The 16471-nt window shown below is 70.2% G+C and carries 13 protein-coding genes; 3 read left to right on the top strand and 10 right to left on the bottom strand.

Translation table 11 applies throughout. The features are described 5' to 3' along the window. Nucleotides 1-44 precede the first annotated feature (44 nt). The 3 genes from JJL56_RS12330 (at nucleotide 45) to JJL56_RS12320 (ending at nucleotide 5288) form a co-directional block, all read left to right on the top strand. The gene (locus JJL56_RS12330; protein WP_109069749.1) at nucleotides 45-470 is read left to right on the top strand and encodes an OsmC family protein; all 426 of its coding nucleotides are present in this window, start codon (nucleotides 45-47) and stop codon (nucleotides 468-470) included. Nucleotides 471-921: 451 nt separating this feature from the next. Beyond that, nucleotides 922-4761, top strand: coding sequence for an autotransporter outer membrane beta-barrel domain-containing protein (locus JJL56_RS12325; RefSeq protein WP_200485264.1), 3840 nt, complete (start codon nucleotides 922-924; stop codon nucleotides 4759-4761). A gap of 14 nt (nucleotides 4762-4775) precedes the next feature. Continuing rightward, nucleotides 4776-5288, top strand: a complete 513-nt coding sequence (locus JJL56_RS12320) for an invasion associated locus B family protein (RefSeq protein WP_247891046.1) — start codon at nucleotides 4776-4778, stop codon at nucleotides 5286-5288. Here JJL56_RS12320 and JJL56_RS12315 read toward each other — a convergent pair. From JJL56_RS12315 to JJL56_RS12270, 10 genes are all read right to left on the bottom strand, one after another. Further along, nucleotides 5257-6468 carry a glycosyltransferase family 9 protein gene (locus JJL56_RS12315; RefSeq protein ID WP_200485262.1) on the bottom strand — a complete coding sequence of 404 codons (1212 nt, stop codon included), beginning with the start codon at nucleotides 6466-6468 and terminating at the stop codon, nucleotides 5257-5259. The two genes, JJL56_RS12320 and JJL56_RS12315, sit on opposite strands and share 32 nt — an antisense overlap. 8 nt (nucleotides 6469-6476) lie before the next feature. Continuing rightward, nucleotides 6477-8057: a tetratricopeptide repeat-containing sulfotransferase family protein gene (locus JJL56_RS12310; protein WP_200485261.1), complete on the bottom strand. Its 1581-nt coding sequence runs from the start codon at nucleotides 8055-8057 to the stop codon at nucleotides 6477-6479. Nucleotides 8058-8421: 364 nt separating this feature from the next. Then, nucleotides 8422-9237 (bottom strand): enoyl-CoA hydratase, encoded by an 816-nt coding sequence (locus tag JJL56_RS12305; protein ID WP_200485260.1) that lies wholly within the window; start codon nucleotides 9235-9237, stop codon nucleotides 8422-8424. Nucleotides 9238-9269: 32 nt separating this feature from the next. Continuing rightward, nucleotides 9270-10352 (bottom strand): ABC transporter ATP-binding protein, encoded by a 1083-nt coding sequence (locus JJL56_RS12300; protein WP_145624273.1) that lies wholly within the window; start codon nucleotides 10350-10352, stop codon nucleotides 9270-9272. After that, a complete protein-coding gene (locus JJL56_RS12295; protein ID WP_200485259.1) occupies nucleotides 10349-12073 on the bottom strand; it encodes an ABC transporter permease subunit in 1725 nt (574 codons plus the stop codon). Before JJL56_RS12295 ends, JJL56_RS12300 begins: the two co-directional genes overlap by 4 nt. A gap of 285 nt (nucleotides 12074-12358) precedes the next feature. Next, nucleotides 12359-13414 (bottom strand): ABC transporter substrate-binding protein, encoded by a 1056-nt coding sequence (locus JJL56_RS12290; protein WP_200485258.1) that lies wholly within the window; start codon nucleotides 13412-13414, stop codon nucleotides 12359-12361. A 68-nt stretch (nucleotides 13415-13482) separates the two neighbouring features. Continuing rightward, a complete protein-coding gene (gene fabG / locus JJL56_RS12285) occupies nucleotides 13483-14253 on the bottom strand; it encodes a 3-oxoacyl-ACP reductase FabG (RefSeq protein ID WP_200485257.1) in 771 nt (256 codons plus the stop codon). After that, a complete protein-coding gene (locus JJL56_RS12280; RefSeq protein WP_200485256.1) occupies nucleotides 14250-14699 on the bottom strand; it encodes a MaoC family dehydratase in 450 nt (149 codons plus the stop codon). The genes fabG and JJL56_RS12280 overlap by 4 nt, the downstream gene beginning before the upstream one ends. Before the next feature lie 12 nt (nucleotides 14700-14711). Continuing rightward, on the bottom strand, nucleotides 14712-15104 hold the full coding sequence (locus JJL56_RS12275) for a Zn-ribbon domain-containing OB-fold protein (RefSeq protein ID WP_247891045.1): 393 nt from the start codon (nucleotides 15102-15104) through the stop codon (nucleotides 14712-14714). A gap of 44 nt (nucleotides 15105-15148) precedes the next feature. Beyond that, nucleotides 15149-16315 carry an acetyl-CoA acetyltransferase gene (locus tag JJL56_RS12270; protein WP_200485254.1) on the bottom strand — a complete coding sequence of 389 codons (1167 nt, stop codon included), beginning with the start codon at nucleotides 16313-16315 and terminating at the stop codon, nucleotides 15149-15151. Between the last annotated feature and the right edge of the window lie 156 nt (nucleotides 16316-16471).

Below are 16471 nucleotides of genomic sequence, written 5' to 3'. Positions count from 1 at the left end.
TGAGCGGCGGTTCATCCACCAATCTCATGATCGGGAGAACACCAATGGCTGTGCGGCAATCGGATGCGGAATGGCGCGGCAATCTCGCCCAGGGGTCGGGCACCATGCGGCTGGGCAGCGGCGCGTTCGAAGGCGCCTATTCCTTTCCGTCGCGCTTCGAGAACGGCACCGGCACCAACCCGGAGGAGTTGATCGCCGCCGCCCATGCCGGCTGCTTCTCCATGGCGCTGTCCGCCGGGCTGTCCAAGGCCGGACACACGCCGACGCGCGTGCACACCACTGCCCGCGTCCATCTGGACAAGGCCGGCGAGGGGTTCGCCATCACCAAAATCGAACTGGATTGCGAGGCCGAGATCCCCGGCATCGACGCCGAGACCTTCCGGCAGCAGGCTGACGGCGCCAAGAAGAACTGCCCGGTGTCCAAGGCGCTGGCCGGAACGGAGATCACCCTGAACGCCCGGCTTCTGTGATCGTGTCCGGTCCGGCGGTCCGCGACGATGCAACGACCGCCGGGCCGACGCCGCTCCGCCCATTAACGTTCGGCGCTGGAATTTGCCACATTCACACGGCGGAAGCAGAGCGGCGGGCGGTCCGGAGTACGGCTTTTGACAATTTTCTGCATTTTCAAATCAGGGCATTCTTAAAATTGTTAATTGGTTAAGCCCCTTTCTTCCGAACAGAACGATCAAACCTGAATGAAATTCTCCAAACAAGACACCTATCGGTCTTTTAATTATACAAGAACCCACAACTTCATTATCTAATGTTCATGACGATTTACAAGATTAGGGAAAAATTAAGTTCGTGATTTTTATGTTTGTATGCATTTTATCTTAGCAGCAATGCGAGGTACTCGTTATGATTGGATGGTGTAAACCATTGGTCGTAACGCTTACGCCCCGCTCGCAAGGTGAATCGCCTATGCCGCCGCAATCCCCCCTTGAGTCGATCCGCCAGAGCCTGATGTCGGGCGGGCGCCTGCCGGCGATGGTCGCCGCCCCCATCGCGCTCGGCGTGTCGCTGGCCGCGAACGCGGCGCCGATGGACACGCTGACGACGATCCAGAACCAGACCTTCGAGCCGACCTCCGGCAACATCCTCATCACCAGCACCGGCGGCGTGGTCGACAGCGGCACCGGCAACCACGCCACCGACCTGACCACCGGCGTGTGGGTCAAGTCGCCCGGCGGATGGACCTTGACCAACCAGGGCACGATCAAGATCTCGATCGAGACCAACTTCTATCAGGCCGACGGCATCTACGCTCAGACCTATGGCACCGTCATCAATTCCGGACTGATCGAGGTGCCGAAGACCTACAACGGCATCCTGTTCGCCAATTCGGCGAATTCGCTGAAGTCGGTCGTCGAGAACACCGGGACGATCATCGGAAATTGGGCCGCCATCGAATCCTCGCACGCGCTCAGCCTCACCAACGGCTCCCCGTCCAACAGCGCCGCGCTGATCAAGAATGTGCGGTCCGCAACGGCGTTCTCGCAGACGGATTACGCCGCGGTGATGGTGTCCGCCCTGTTCACGCCCTACAGCATCACCAACCACGGCACGATCATCGGCACCACGGACGCGCTGTCCGTCTCCGGCGTTTCGACCATCGTCAATCACGGGACCATCGCCGCCGGAAGCGGCTTCAGCGCGATCAAGACGTTCGGCATCGCGGGCGGCAGCTTCATCAACCTGAAGGACGGCAGCCTTGTGGTCGGCGGCATCCAGGCCGCGGGTGCCAACCAGGTCCTTCTGCTGGAGGGCAGCGGCACGCTGTCCGGTCCGGTGTCTGGCCTGACCACCCTCAACGTGAACGGTACGGAGTGGACGCTGGGGGGCGTGAGTTCGGCCACCACCACGAACCTCCAGGCCGGCACGCTGCGCGTCGACGGCTCCCTCACCACCGGGCTGCAGCTCGGCAGCGGCACGACGCTGACGGGCACCGGGACGGTCGTCGGCAACCTGACCAGCCCGTCCGGGACGACCGTGACCCCCGGCGGTTCCGGCGCGCCCGGCACCCTGACGGTCACCGGCAACGTCACGCAGCAGAGCGGCAGCACGCTGGCGATCCGGACGACTTCTTCGGCTGCCAGCAAGCTGGCCGTCACCGGCACCGCCACCATCGGCGGCGACCTGTCCGTCACCTCCACCGGCAGCGGCTACGGCGACAGCACGACCTACACCATCGTGACCGCGACGGGCGGGGTGTCCGGCGCCTTCACCACGATCACCGGCAGCGACACGACGCTGACCCCGACGGCCACCTTCGACACGGCGAACAACCGGATCCAGCTCACCCTGACCAAGGTGACGCCGCCGCCCGACCCCGATCCGACTCCGAACCCCGATCCTGATCCGAATCCCGATCCTGGCCCGACTCCGAACCCCAACCCCGATCCGACACCCAACCCCGATCCGAGCCCGAATCCCGACCCGACCCCGAATCCTGCCCCCACGCCTCCGGTCACCGGCGTGATCGACACCAGCCGCCCCAGCTTCACCAACAGCGATGGCGCGGTCCAGGGCAGCGCGGTCACGTTCGATGGCGGAACGCTGCGCCCGGCCTCGCCGCTGACGGTCGGCCAGTCGGTCACCGTGACCAGCCGCGGCGGCACCATCACGCCGGACGGCAGCACCGTCACCCTGGCGAGCGCCGTCGGCGGCAGCGGCGCGCTGGCCGCGTCGGGACCCGGCACCGTGGTCGTCTCCGGCCAGCTCGCCAACGCCGGCGGCCTGTCGGTCGGCGACGGCGCGGCCCTGACCATCGCCAAGAGCGGCGTGGTCGCGGGCGGCACGCTGGCCCTGAACAACGGCGGCAGCGCCACGGTCGGCGGCATCGTGGCCGTTCCGGTGACGGTGGCCCGCGGCGGCGCCATGACCGTCGTCGAGGGCGGCGGCGTCGGCGGCACGCTGGCGGTGGAGGGCGGCACCCTGACCGTTGCCGCCTATGGCGCGGTCAACGGCGCGGTCACCGTGACGTCCGGCGGCAGCGCCACCCTGGCCGGCGCCGTCATGGCCCCGGTCACGGTGAGCGACGGCACCGTCACCGTGGCCGCCACCGGCATCACCGGCGCGGTCAGCGTGGGGAACGGCGGGTCGGTTGCCGTGAACGGCGTGGTCTCCGGCTCGCTGACCACCAGCGCCGGTTCGACCTTCAGCGGCGGCGGCACCGTCCGCGGCCCGGCCACGCTCGCCGGCACCGTGTCGCCGGGCAACTCGCCGGGCGTGCTGACCTTCCAGTCCGCGGTGACGCTGACCGGCACCAGCGTCCTGAACGCCGAGATCGACGGCCCGACCGCCGGCTTCGGCGCCGGCCATCACGACCAGATCCGGGTGCAGGGGGCGTCCTTCACGGCCGCCGGCACGCTGGCTCCGCTGCTGCGCGGCATCAGCGGCGACGCGACCAACGCCTACACCGCCACGCTGGGCCAGAGCTTCACCATCGTCCATGCGGACGGCGGCGTGACCGGCGGCTTCACCGCCGTGACGCAGCCGGCGGCGGGGCTGGAGGCCGGCACCCGCTTCGACACGCTGTACGACGCCACCAACGTCCGGCTGGTGGTCACGCCGACCAGCTACGCGGTCCGCGGCGGCACGCGCAACCAGCGGGCCGCCGGCGCGGCGGTGGACGCGCTGCGTCCGGCCGCCGGGACGCGGCTGGAGGGCGTCGCCGCCCCGCTGTTCAACGGCCTCTACGGCCTGCCGGGGAACGGCATCGCCGGGGCGCTCGACCAGCTCTCGGGCAAGCTGCACGCCGACACGCTGGCCGCCGACCGCACCAGCCGCCGCCTGTTCGGCAGCGCGGTGGAAGGCCGCCTGTCGGCGCTGCGCGGCGGCGCGGCGGCGTCCTCCGGCGTCCGGCTGGCCGGCAGCGGCAACGGCACGAGCGCCGTCGGCGAAACCGGTGAGGCCCGCGGGTCGGGCGGCGTGTGGGGCCAGCCGCTGGCGGCCTACAGCCGGACCGGCTCGGACGGCAACGCCGCCGGCACCACCGAGCGGATCGGCGGTTTCCTGCTGGGCGCCGACCACAGCTACGAGAACGGCGTGAGCGGCGGCGTGGCGCTCGGCTACCTGCGCAACCGTGTCACCTCGCGCGACGGGCTGGGCAAGGCCGACGTGGACAGCTACCAGGCGACGCTCTACGGCTCCTGGAGCCTGCGCGGCACGGCGGACAGCCCCTATGTCGAGGGCGCCATCGGCTACGGCTACGCCAACTACGACGCCTCGCGCGGCATCGCCTTCGGCACGCTGGGCCAGGGCGCCAGCGGCAGCGCGGACGGCCATGACGTCTCGGTGGAGATCGCCGCCGGGCACCGCATGGCCTTCGCCGGATCGGACAGCGCCTGGATCGAGCCGCGGGCCGGACTGCGCTTCGACCGCATCACCCGCGAGGCCTTCCGCGAGTCCGGCGGCGGCGTGGCGCTCGACGTCGAGGCGGCGGGCTGGACCAGCCTGCGCAGCGCGCTCGGCGTCCGCGCCGGGACCAGCGTGACGGTGGGCGGCTGGCGCCTGCTGCCCAACGCCGCCCTGGCGTGGGAGCATGACTTCGCCGACGCGACGGCCTCCACCACCAACCGGCTGGGCGGGGTGGCCTTCACCGCCGACGCCAGCAAGCCGGGCCGCGACGCCCTGGTGGTCGGCGCCGGGCTGGGCGTGGCTCTGGACGACCGGCTGACCGCCACCATCGGCGTTCAGGACGCGATCCGCGCCCGCGAGAACACGGTGTCGGCGACCGCCGGCCTGAAGTGGAAGCTGTGAGGAGCATGACGGCGATGCGCAAGGCCATCATCACGGGGGCGCTGGCAGCGCTCCCCCTCCTCATGAGCGGGGCTCCCGCTATTGCGGTGGAAGCGGGCAAGACCTTCGGCGACTGGCAGACCGAATGCGAGACGCCCCCCGACGGCAAGCCGCGCTGCTTCCTCTCGCAGACCCGCGTGATGGAGAACAAGGAGGCCAAGCAGGCGACCCGCATCCTCAAGGCGTCGCTGGGCTATTTCGCCCCGGACGGCAAGGGGGTGATGGTGGTGATCCTGCCGCTGGGCGTCGACCTGCGCGCCGGGGCCGCCCTGACCATCGACGACGGCAAGCCGCTGCTGTTGACCTACCAGCAGTGCATCCAGGACGGCTGTCTCGCCAACGCCCCGATGGACGAGGCGACCCTGACCGCGCTGCGCCGCTCCAAGGGGGCGCAGATCGCCGTCCGCCCCTATGGCGGGACGCAGGCCGTGGCCTTCCCGATCTCCACCAAGGGGATCACCGACGGCTTGGCCGCCCTGAAGCCCTGAAGTTGCTTCCGGCCACCGCGGCGACGGCGCCGCGGATGGCCTCGTCCCACCGTCCCGGCGCCGGCTGCCGGTGCAGGGTGACGGTGGGATACCAGGGCGTGCCGCCGCGGCCGAGCAGCCAGCGCCAGTCCGGCGCGTAGGGCAGCAGCAGCACGGTCGGGCGCCCCATCGCCCCGGCCAGATGGGCGACCGCCGTGTCCACGCAGACAACATGGTCGAGCTGCTCCAGCACCGCCATGGTGTCGGCGAAGCTCTCCAGCTCCGGCCCCAGATCAACCAGCGGTGCCGTCCCGTAATAACGGGCGGCCTCGGCCTGCGCCGGCCCCTTCTGGAGCGACACCAGCACGGTCTTCTCCAGCGCGAAGAACGGCGCCAGCCGCGCGAGAGGCAGGGAGCGGTTGCGGTCGTTGCCATGGGTCGGGCGCCCCGCCCAGACCAGCCCGACGCGGCGGTAGCCGCGGGGGGGAAGCAGCCCGTCCAGGCGCTCCCTCCAGCGCTCCACCCGCTCCGCCTCGGCCCGCAGGTCGGGGAGCGGCGCCGGTATCGTGTCCGGCCTCGTGCCGAACAGCCCCGGCAGGCTGGACAGCGCGGCGTAGGCGTCGAAGGGCGGCGCCGCGTCCCAGTCGGTGACCGTCCGGTATCCCCCGGGAAGGGACCGGATCACCGGTTGCATGTCCGGGCTGCAAGCGACCACGAGATTGGGGCAGAGCGCCGCCGCCATCGGCAGGTAACGGGCGAACTGGATGGTGTCGCCGAAGCCCTGGTCGGCGACCAGCAGCAAGGTGCCGCCGGGCAAGGGGCGGCCGTCCCAGGACCTTGCAGCGGTGTGCCCATGCCGCTCCAGGGCGGCGGGCGGAATCAGCGGCGGCAGGCCGGGAAGGCGCCAGCGCCATTCATATTCGCACCACCCCTCCTCCCACTGGCCGGAGAGTAGCAACCCCTCGGCCAGTTCGAAATGCGGACCCGGCGCGTCCGGGGCGAGCCGGATGGCGCGGCGCTCGCAGGCGATCGAGGCCGCAATTTCCAGCCGGTCGTAGAGGACCACTCCCAGATTGTACCAGCCCACCGGGTCGCCGGGGTCGAGCGCGACAGCGCGTCGGCCATGGGCGGCGGCCTCGTCCAGCCGGCCGTCGCGGCGGCGGATTTCGCAAAGGTCACTGTCGGATGGTGCGAACGGCATGGCGGCGACTACAGGCTGTAGCCCAAGCCGAGAATGACCGGCTCCAGGATCGGGATCGCCGGCTTCAAATGAGTCCTGTAGGCGCGGTAGCGGTCGATGGAGCGGCTGTAGAGCTTTTCCGCGACCTGAGCGTGGCTGGGCGTGCGGGCATGGCGCCGGTTCTCCTCGAAGCGCAGGCAGCGCCGGTCGAAGCCCAGCCCGAGAAAGCCCAGCAGCCGCCTCACCGCCGGTTCCGGCTCCCGCACCAGATCCTCGTAGCGCAGCGGCAGGTAGCGCAGCGGCATCTCCCGCCGGTAATGCTCGACCAGATCGAACACCCGCAGGACGTGGCGCGCCGCCGTCTCGACATCGTTGGCGCAATGGAAGCCGTGGGTGAGGTTCGTGCCCATCATCGACAGCACGACGTCCAGCGGATGGCGCAGCACATGCACCACCGGTGCCGAGGGGAACATCAGCGCGATCAAACCGAGATGCGTCTCGTTGAAGGGCATCTTGTCGGTGAACAGCGTGTGGCCGGGCTTGGCCGGAACCAGCTTGCGGGCGTGGCGCAGATAGGCGTCGCGCAACCGCTCCAACCCATCGCGCTGGTCGCCCATCCACAGCTCCGACAGCGCTTCGGGATAGCCGAGCGGGCTGCCCAGCGTCTGCGGCAGCGCCCGGACCACCGCGCCAAGCGCGGGCAACTCGTCCCCCGCGGCGATGGCGGGATGGCAGGACAGGATCTGCTCGACCAGCGTGGTGCCGGAGCGCGGGGCGCCCGCGATGAAGACCGGCTGCGGCCCGGCGGCGGGCTTGTCCGGCCGCGGCATCAGGCGCAGGCGCGGCGCCACGAAGAAGGTGGCGAGGCGCGCGATGAGGTCCACCGCTTCCTCCTCGCCGTAGCGGCGTCCGGCCTGCCGCAGCAAGGCCTTGCCGGCGGCGAAGGCGGTGAAGGCCTCGTCGTGGCGGCCCAGCCGGTCGAGAATGCGCCCCGTCTCCAGCAGCGCGTCGGGGTCGGGGCCGCCATGGCGGGCGACCGAGGCGTCCAAGACGGCAAGCGCCCGTTCGCCGTCCCCCTGCCGGGCCAGCAGGGCCGCCGCGAAGGTGTCGGCGCCACGGTGGCCGGGGTCGAGACGCCGGGCGCGGTCCACCAGCCGTCGCGCGGCGGGAAGATCGCGGGCCGCGTCCTCGGTCTGTGCCCAGCCATGCCAGGTCAGGGCGATGGACGGGTGCAGCGCCGCGGCCCGGCGGTAGGTCCGCCGCGCCTGCTCCACCTTGCTCTGCCGGGTCAGGCTCCAGGCGAGATTGGCCACCGTCGCGGCGTCCGGCGGCGCCAAGGCCAGCGCCCGGCGGTGATGGAACTCAGCGGCTTGGGGACGGTGGGTGTCGGCCAGCACCAGCGCCATCAGCGTGTGGGAGCGGGCGTCCTCCGGCGCCAGCCGGACCGCGTTGCGGGCGTGAGGCTCGGCCTCCGCCGCTCGCCCCGTCCCGAACAGCAGCCCGGCCAACTCCTGCGTGGCCGCGAGATCGTCGGGAGCGGCCCGCAACCGCCGCTCCAGCGCCGCGGCGTCCAGGGCGCCGCTCGGACGGTCGTCGGGCGTGGTCGTCATGACAGGCGGTTCCCATGGCGGCTGAACGCCCACAGAGGCGCGTGGTGCGGCGCCAGGATAGGGAAGGGCTTGGGTGGCGGCAAGGACATCCCCTCTCCCCCGCTCACGCGCAAACTTCGTTTGCGCTGACGCGACAGGCGGACCTTTGGTCCGCCGAAAGCGGGGAGAGGGTTAGGGTGAGGGGGTTGTGCTTTTGCCGAACGTACCGAAACGCACATCCCCCTCACCGGCTCTCAGCGGATGCCATAGGCATCCGCCTGCCGCCGTCAGCGCTGGCTTTCAGCCAGCGCGAGAGGCCCTCTGGGCCACCCTCTCCCCAGAGGGAAGAGGGTTGTAAAGGCGAAATGCGATGGCTTTGGCGCCCCTACCGCCCCACCCAGACCGGACGGCGCTTTTCCAGGAAGGCGGCGATGCCCTCCTGATAGTCGGCGGACAGGTAGCAGAGGCGCAGAAGGTCGGCGTCGCCGTCCGCCGGCAGCCCGTGATCGCGCCAGCGGCGCAGCGCCTCGCGGGTCGTCCACAAGGTGAGCGGGGCGAGGCCCGCCAGTTCCTCGGCCAACTCCTGGGTGCGGTCGGTGAGGTCGTCGTCCGGCACGACGCCGCGCAGGGCGCCGGCGCCGGCCAGCTCGTCGGCGGTCAGCAGGCGGGCGCTGAAGATCATCTCCTTGGTCCGCGCGGTGCCGAGGATGGCCGCCAATCGGGCGAGGTTCTTGATGCTCAGGCAATTGCCGACCGTGCGGGCGATGGGGAAGCCGAAGCGCACCGACGGCGTCGCGATGCGCACGTCGCAGCAGGCGGCGAGCAGCGCCCCCTCCCCGACGCAGGCGCCGGCCAGGGCGGCGACGGTGGGGACGCGCACCGCCTCCAGCGCCATGGCCGCGGTTTCCGCCCGATCTTCGAGGATCGTGTAATCCTCCGGCGTCTTGACGCTTTGCAGGCAGGACAGGTCGGCGCCGGCCATGAAGGCGGGCTTGTCGCCGGCTGCACCGGTCAGCACCAGGGCCTTCACCGCCGGGTCGGCGTCGACCTCCCGGCAGATTTCGATCAGCCGGTCCTCCATCCAGGGGGTGATGGCGTTGCGCGCCTTGGGCCGGTTGAAGATCACCCACTGGACGGCGCCGCGCCGCTCGGTCAGGATTTCGGGCAAGGCTTCGGCCTCGCCGGTCGTGGCGATGGTCATCGTTCGGAACTCTCTTGGATTGGGCCGGCGGGTTAAGCCGCCGGCCCGAGGATCTGGCAGGACCCGATGGGAAGAAGCGCCGTCACCACGCTGCCCGGAGCGAAACTCTGCGCCGGCGGGATGAAGGCGCGCAGCGTCCGCCCGCCCCCCAGATCCACCAGCACGTCGCGGTACTCGCCCAGATAGGCGGAACGCTGGACCGTGCCGGACAGCACGTTGCAGCCCTCGGTGGGCAACCCCTTCTCCTCGGCGCCGAACAGCCGGACCTGGGAGGGCCGGACGCACAGCGACACCGTCCCGCCATGCGCCGCGCCGCTGCGGTCGGGCGCGGTCAGAACATGGCTGCCGACGCGGATGGCGCCATTGCCCTCGCTGGTCCCGGCCAGCTCGTTGTTGGCGCCGATGAAGGTGGCGACGAAGGCGTTGGACGGCCGCTCGAAGATGTCCTCCGGCGAGCCGAGCTGCTGGAGGTGGCCGGACTTCATGACGGCGATGCGGTCGGCGGTGACCAGCGCCTCCGACTGGTCGTGGGTGACGTAGACGGTGGTCAGCCCCAGCAGGTCGTGGACCTGCCGGATCTCGAACCGCATCTCCTCGCGCAGATGGGCGTCGAGGTTGGACAGCGGCTCGTCGAGCAGGAGGATGCGCGGCTCGACGGCCAGAGCGCGGGCCAGCGCCACGCGCTGCTGCTGGCCGCCGGACAGCTCCGATGGGTAGCGGTCGCGCAGGGCTTCCAGCCGGACGGTGCGCAGCGTGCGGTCCAGCCGCTCGGCGATCTCCGCCTTGGGCAGGCGGCGGATGGCGAGGCCGAAGGCGACGTTCTCCGCCACCGTCTTGTGCGGCCACACCGCGTAGTTCTGGAACACCAGGGAGATGCCGCGCTTTTCCGGCGGCAGCACCCCGCGCGCCGAGGAGAGCAGCACGTCGTCGGCCCAGATCTCGCCCTCCGTGGGCGCCTCGAACCCGGCGAGGAGCTGGAGCGTCGTGGACTTGCCGCAGCCCGACGGGCCGAGCAGGGCCAGCAGCGTGCCGTTGGGGACCTGCAGGTCGATGCCGTGCAGCGCGGTGTAGGTGCCGAAGGACTTGCGGAGGTTCTTGATGCGGATCCCGCTCATGTGGGGAGAACTCCTTCCGCCGGGGCGGTTTTACGGGCGGTGGCGCGTGACGTGCGGCGCACGGTGGTCAGGCGCGTCAGGGGACCGGCGGCGGCCACCAGCGCCAGCGTGATGAGAAGGAGAAGGACGCTCATGGCGCAGACGGCCTCGTAGTTGCCGCCGTCCTTGGCGTTGTAGATCAGCGTGGTCATCACGTTGGTCTTGGGCGTGATGAGGAAGACCGCCACCGACAGCTCCCGGATGATCGGGATGAAGACCAGGAACCAGCCCGACAGCAGCCCGCCGCCCATCAGCGGGATGGTGATGGACAGGAAGGTCCGCCCCTCCCCCGCGCCCAGGCTGCGGGCGGCGCGCTCCAGCTCCGGCCCGATGCCCTTCAGGATCGACCCGCCATGGGCGTAGGCGATGGGCAGGAAGGTCGCCGCGAAGGCCGCCACCAGCAGAAGCGGCGTGCCGTAGAGGTTCAGCGGCGCCCGCGTGTAGGCGGCGAAGAAGCCGACCGACATGACGATGCCGGGGATGATGATGGGAACGGTCGTCACCGCGCCGAACAGGCTGGCACCGAACACCAACCGCCGCTCCACGATGTAGGCGACCACGGTGCCGAGCATCACGCACAGCGTCGCCGCGAGCGTCGAGAACAGCAGCGAGTTGACGATGGCGGTGTGCGTCTCCGAATTTCCGAACAGCGCCCACCAGTACCAGTGCAGCGACAGGTTCTCCCACGACAGGCCCTGGCCCCAGGCGCGGGTCAGCGACACCAGCAGCAGCGCCGCGTAGGGCAGGAACACCGAGACCAGCGGCAGCAGCAGGGCCGCGCCGAAGGCCGGCCAGCGGGCGGCGCCCAGCGCGATCCGCCGCCCCGCCCGGCTCTTGCCGGAGATGGTGACGAACTGCTTGCGGCCCAGGATGCGGCGGCGCATCCAGAACAGCATGGCGGTGACCAGCAGCAGCGGCATGCAGTAGGCGGCCGCCATGTAGATTTCCGGCGGGAAGAGCTGGTAGAACTCGGCCAGCTTGGTCGTGACCACCGGGATGCCGGTCGGCGTCAGCAGGAAGGCTGGGACGCCGAACAGCGTCAGCCCCTGGATGAAGGACAGGATGAAGCTGGCGATCACCGCCGGGGTGACCAGTGGGATGGTGATGCTGAGCATGGTGCGCAGCGTGCCGGAGCCCAGCGTGGCGGCGGCGTCCTCAAGCTCCACGGCCATCTCGTCGAGCGCGCTCGACACCATGGTGAAGCTGTAGGGGACGGTGTAGATGCCGCAGATGAAGATCGCCCCGGTCATCGAGTAGATGTTCAGCAGCGGCCCCGCCTCCGCCCCGGCGAGCGTGCGCCACAGCGCGTTCAGCCAGCCGGAGTTGGGCGCCGCCAGCAGAATCCAGCCGGTCGCCCCGATGAAGGACGGGGTGACGAAGGCGGTCAGCGTCAGCACGCGGATGGTGCGGCGGAACGGCAGGTCGGTCCGCGACACCAGCCAGGCCAGCGGCACGCCGATGCCGACGGCGATCACCGCGGTCGCCACGGCGAGGAGCAGCGAATTGAACAGCGGTTCCAGAAGCTCCGCCGACTGGAAGATCCGCGCGTAGTTGCCGAGCGTCCAGGCGCCGGTCAGGTCATCGTGGAAGCTGTTGTTGAGAACCCAGCCGAAGGGCAGGACCACCAGCAGGAAAAGAAGTAGGGCGACGGCGCCGAAGACCACGGTCCTGGCGAGTGGCACGCGGGCCATCACCGGGCGCGCGGTCCTCGCGGCTGCGCTGTCTGGGCTGTCCGTTGAAATGACCCCCATAGGGTCCGCCTCCATTGTCCGTACTATCCCTCGCCCCTCCGGGGAGAGGGTGCCCGCAAAGCGGGCAGGTGAGGGGGTTGCGCTTTTGCCGAACGTACCGACACGCGCAACCCCCTCACCCTAACCCTCTCCCCGCTTTCGGCGGACCTAAGGTCCGCCTGTCGCGTCAGCGCAAACGAAGTTTGCGCGTGAGCGGAGGGGAGAGGGAATCAGCGATCAGCGCACCAGTTCCTTCCACTTGGCGATGCCTTCCGCGACTTCCGGGCCGAGGTCGTCGCCGGTGTTGCGGTACCACTTCAACTGGTCGAGCGACCGCCCCTCCGCCCAGGGCACGTCCTTGCGCAGCGTCGGCCAGTAGTTCTTCTGGAGGATCATCGACACCTCCGTGGAGTAGAGGAAGTTGGTGAACAGCCGGGCGGCGTTCGGGTGCGGGGCCTTCGCCAGGATGCCGGTGACGCCCAGGTTCAGGATGGCGTCGTCGGACGGCGCCACCACGTCGATGGGGTTGCCGGCGGCCTTCTGGGTCAGCGTGTAGCTGAAGGGCGCGCCGGAGCCGACGACGCGCTCACCCGCCAAAATATCGGTTACGGTGTCGACGTTGGACTGGCCGACCTTCGGCTTCTGCTTGCCGAAGGCGCGCAGGAAGTCGTCGCCGTACTTGCGGCGGATGGCGACCACCCAGTTCGCCACGTCGCCGGAGAAGGCCGGGCTGCCCGTGGTGATCTTGCCCTGCCACTGGTCCTCCAGCAGCGCCTGCCAGCTGGCCGGCGGCGACGGGACCTTGCCCGGCGCGTAGTTGATGCTGGTCAGGCTGATGGCGCCGACATGGAACATCTTGTCCGGGTCGAGGTTGCGGAAGGCGTCCGGAATGTGCACGCCGTCCACCGGCTCGAAGGGCGCCAGCGCGCCGATCTTCTTCAGCTCGGTGTAATGCAGCATGTTGGTGGTGCCCAGCGAGTCGCACTCGTGGACGCCGCTCTGCAGCTCCATGCGCAGGCGGGTGTAGACGGTCTGCGAGGCCTGGCGGAGCAGGTTCACCTCGATGCCCGGATACTTGGCCTTGAAGGCGTCGCGGATCGCCTCCATCGTCTGCTGCTCGTAGGAGCCCCAATAGAGGGTCAGGGCGCCTTCCTTCTTCGCGGCGGCGTAGAGCGGGTCGTCCGCCGCCGCGGCGATGCGCGAGAAGGCGGTGCCGGCCAGCCCGCCAGTCACCAGGGCGGTGCCGACGAGTCCGCCGGTCTGGAGAAGGCGGCGGCGCGAGAATTCCATCATGTTGCCAATCCCTGTCTTGTCGTTGCGGTATCGCCGTTTCGGCGTCGTTCTTCGTTCGTGAGCGGAAATCAGTAGTCGCCGGTGGTCGCCCCACCGTCGGCGACGATGGTCTGGCCGGTGACGTACGCCGCGTCGTCGGACGCCAGGAAGGCGACGACGGCGGCGATCTCCGCCGGCTTGCCCAGGCGCCCGATGGGCGTCTTCTCCAACCATTGCGAGCGCACCGCGTCGGGCACGCCCTCGACGATGGCGGTCTCGACGACGCCGGGAGCGACGGCGTTGACCAGGATGCCGCGGCGCGCCCCTTCCAGGGCGGCGGTGCGGGTCAGCCCGACCACCCCGGCCTTGGAGGCGGAGTAGTTGGCCTGCCCGAAAGTCCCCAGGATCGCCGTGGAGGCGATGTTGACGATGCGCCCCCAACCGCGGTCGCCGACCAGCCGGAAGGCCGTCTGGCAGCCCAGCCAGGTGCCGCGCAGGTTCACGTCGATGACGGCGCTCCATTCCGCGTCGGTCATCTTGGGCAGCGAGCGGTCGCGGACGATGCCGGCGACGTTGACCATGATGTCCACGCCCCGGAAGGCCTCGGGCAGGCCGGTCACGGCGGCGCCCCAGCTTTCCCGGTCCGCGACGTTCAACGCGGTGGCGTGGGCCTGCGCACCCTCGGCGCGTAACGCGGCGGCGACGCTCTCGGCGGCCTCGGCCCCGATGTCGGCGACGACGACCGCCGCCCCTTCCGCGGCCAGCCGCTCGCAGACGGCGCGGCCGATGCCGCCGCCGCCGCCGGTGACGAAGGCGACACGGCCGGCGAGGCGGTTGGAGTGAGTGACAGCGGAACTCATGCCTGCGCCTCCTTGCGGGCGATGGAAAGCACGTCCTCGCCCTCCTGCACGGTCTCGCCGCGCTGGTTCTTCACGGTGATGGCGACGCGGACGATGCCGCGGTCCGGCTTGGAGGCACTGGGGCGGACCTCCCCCACCTCGGCCTCGTAATGCACGGTGTCACCGGCGAAGACCGGCCCGACGAAGCGGCGGTGCGTCTCCAGGAAGGCGAGGATCGCCCAATCGTCGATGGCGGAGCGCAGCCCGGTGCTGAGCGAGTGGGTCAGCATCCCGTGGGCGATGGTCCGCCCGAAACCGTTGGCCTTGGCGGCCTCGGCGTCCATGTGCAGCGGGTTGAAGTCGCCGGTCAGCCCGGCGAACCAGACGATGTGCGCCTCGGTGACGGTGACGCGCGAGGAGCGCGCCCGGTCGCCCGGCTTGATGTCGTCGAGATGGATGGAGGTCATTCTAGGGCACCCTCAGGCAGGAGTCCGCGGGCGGAACACGGGGAGGCTGGTGGCCTCGTCGAGTTGGTGAAAGGCCACGGCGAGCGGCAGTCCGGCCCGCAGATCCGCCTCCGCCACCCCCTCGACGCGGGAGAAGACGGTGACGCCCTCCTCCAGCCGGATCAGGGCGCAGACATAGGGGTCGCCGCGCTGGTTGCCGCGATGGACGACCGAATAGGTCAGCAACTCGCCGCGCCCGCTCGCCTCGACCCACTCCGGGCGGGCGTGCGGGGCGTGGATGGAATGGGCGCGCGGGTACCACTGGTAGCGCCCGGTCTCCGGGCAGCGCTGGATCAGGAAGCGCCCCTCGCGCGCCGCGTCCCAGAAGGGGGCGGAGGTCTCGTCCTGGACGGGCGGGATGGTCATGCTGGTCGTTGGGGCAGTCATCGGGGGGGGAGTCATCGGGCACCTTACCGGGCAAGGATGGCGGTGGCGGCGGAGCAGAAGGTGCCGCCCAGCCCATGGGCCAGGGCGATGCGGGCGTCGGGCACCTGGACGCCCGGCCCCTCGCCGCGGAGCTGGCGGACGCTCTCGATCAGGGTGAAGATGCCGCGCTTGCCGGGGTGGTTGGACGACAGGCCGCCGCCGTCGGTGTTGGTCGGCAGGCTGCCGCCCAGCGTCAGGTTGCCGTCCGCGACGAAGGCGCCGCTCTCCCCCCGCCCGCAGAAGCCGAGATCCTCCAGCGCCAGCATCGGCGTGATGGTGAAGGCGTCGTAGATCTGCGCCACGTCGATCTCGCCGGGGGTCACCCCCGCCATGGCGAAGGCGCGCGGCCCGGACAGCGCCGCCGGGGTGGTCAGGTCATCGGGGATCTGGCTGTTCTGGGTGCGCGCCACGGCGGCGCCGTAGCCGACCAGATGGACCGGCGGCTTCTTCAGGTCGCGCGCCCGCTCCCGGCTGGTCATCACGACGGCGCCGCCGCCGTCGGTCACCACGCAGCAGTCCAGCCGGTGCAGCGGCGACGCGATCATCGGCGAGGCCAGCACGTCGTCCACCGTGATCGGCTTGCGCAGCCGGGCGTCGGGGTTCTTCGCGGCGTGCTCGCGGAAGGTCACGGCCACCTGGGCAAGCTGTTCCGGCGTGGTGCCGTAGAGGTCCATATGGCGACGGGCGAACAGGCCGTAGGTCGAAATCAGCGTCGGCGCGTAGGGAATCTCGTACTGGCCGGGGCCGGCGGGGAAGACGAAGGGGTCGAAGGACGGGCTGCTCAGCGGCCACCAGCGCGGGCAGGCGGCGTAGCTGATGACCACCACCTCGGCCAGCCCGGTGGCGATGGCCGCCGCCGCCTGCCCGGCCTGGAGGATGTAGGAGCAGCCGCCGACGTCGGTGCTGTTCACGTAGGTCGGCGCGATCCCGATGTATTCGGCCAGTTCGACCACATCCATGGTGCTGCCGCCTTCGGCCCAGTCGCCGGAGGCCGCGCACAGCCCGTCCACGTCCTTCAGAGTCAGACCGGCGTCGTCCAGCGCGCCGAGGATGCATTCCATCTGAAGGGCGAAGGGGTGGACGCGCGGCGCATCCCGGCGGGGCGATTCAAAAACGCCGGCGATGGCCGCCTTTCCCGAAAGATCGATCACGCGCGGGTTGTCCTTTCCTGGTTGTGGAAGGCCGCGCATCGCTGCCGCGACGCGCGCCGAGCGGTTTCATTGGACAGGCGATGAGAGTAAAACGACCGCCCGCCTCGGAAATCAGGAAGACTTTCCGATGGCCGGCAGAGATTTCGATCAGGCCGA

Origin of the sequence: Azospirillum aestuarii (genome assembly GCF_016632405.1) — a bacterium.
Classification (GTDB): Bacteria; Pseudomonadota; Alphaproteobacteria; order Azospirillales; family Azospirillaceae; genus Azospirillum; species Azospirillum aestuarii.
Note: the sequence above shows the minus strand (reverse complement) of the source record. Positions and strands in the feature narration are given on the sequence as shown.